Origin of the sequence: Arthrobacter sp. HMWF013 (assembly GCF_003061105.1) — a bacterium.
Lineage (GTDB): Bacteria > Actinomycetota > Actinomycetes > Actinomycetales > Micrococcaceae > Arthrobacter.
This window is the reverse complement of record NZ_QAIQ01000428.1, coordinates 13,572-14,595: the sequence shown is the minus strand read 5'-3', so window position 1 is coordinate 14,595 and position 1,024 is coordinate 13,572. Positions and strand designations below refer to the sequence as shown.

At 70.3% G+C, this 1,024-nt stretch carries 1 protein-coding gene and 1 pseudogene; both read right to left on the bottom strand.

The window, feature by feature from the left end:
• On the bottom strand, positions 1-610 hold a 610-nt coding region (locus DBR22_RS15630; RefSeq protein WP_375134972.1), incomplete at its 3' end, for an alpha-amylase family glycosyl hydrolase.
• Positions 611-612: 2 nt separating this feature from the next.
• A pseudogene (locus DBR22_RS24620) lies at positions 613-1,024 on the bottom strand (malto-oligosyltrehalose synthase); the annotation flags it as partial.

Below are 1,024 nucleotides of genomic sequence, written 5' to 3'. Positions count from 1 at the left end.
GATAGTTGCCGCTGGGTCCCAGGTGGTTGTAGACCACATCCTGGATGACTCCGATGCCGGCCGCGTGGGCTGCGTCCACAAAGCGCTGATACGCGGCCGGGCCGCCGTAGCCCTCGTGGACCGCAAACCACTGGACGCCGTCGTAGCCCCAGTTGTGGGTGCCGTTGAACCCGTTGACCGGCAGCAGCTCGACAAAATCGACGCCGAGCTCCGCCAGGTAGCCCAGCTTTCCGGCCGCCGCATCCAGGGTTCCGTCGGGGGTGAAGGTGCCCAGGTGGAGTTCGTAAATGACCGCACCGCGCAGTTCCTTGCCACGCCAGCCGGAGTCCTGCCACGCATAAGAGGCGGGATCGTACGTGCGGGACAGGGCATGGACGCCGTCGGGGACCCGGCGGGAGCGGGGGTCCGGCAGCGGGTGCGGATCGCCGTCGAGCAGATAACCGTAGTCAACGTCCACGTCCGCCGGCGCGTCCGGGGCGGACCACCAACCGTCCGCTCCGGGAGCTGCCGGCGTCAGGACCATCGGGTACTGCCGGCCGCTGGCGAGCAGCGTGACGTCCGAGGCGTTGGGCGCCCAGACGTCGAACCGGCCGGAACCGTTGTGGGTCAGGCTCACGTGGTTGCTCCGTTCACGGGCACCAGCAGTGCCACGGGGTAAGGCTGGAGGACGCCGGCCACGGGTACAGGCCCCGGTCCGTAGGTCCGCCCGGTGAGTTCGTCCCGGAAAGCGGTGGAAAGGTCGACGGCGGTGTCCCGCCAGCCGCCCGACCGTTCCAGCCCGAGGGGAAGCCGGGTTGCGAGCGTCACGGCGCCCGTTCCGCCGGCAGCTCCCCGGCTGAAGGCCACCAGGTGGCCGGCCGAAGCGCCCGACGCCGTCAGAGGCTGGTAGCCCTGGAACAGCTCGGGCCGGTCCCGGCGGAGGCGCAGGGCACGGGAGGTTACCAGCAGTTTTGTGGCCTCATCCTGGAAGTCCGGCGGCAGCATGCCCCGATCCAGTTCGGCCAGGGCAGACTCGCGCGCGCCG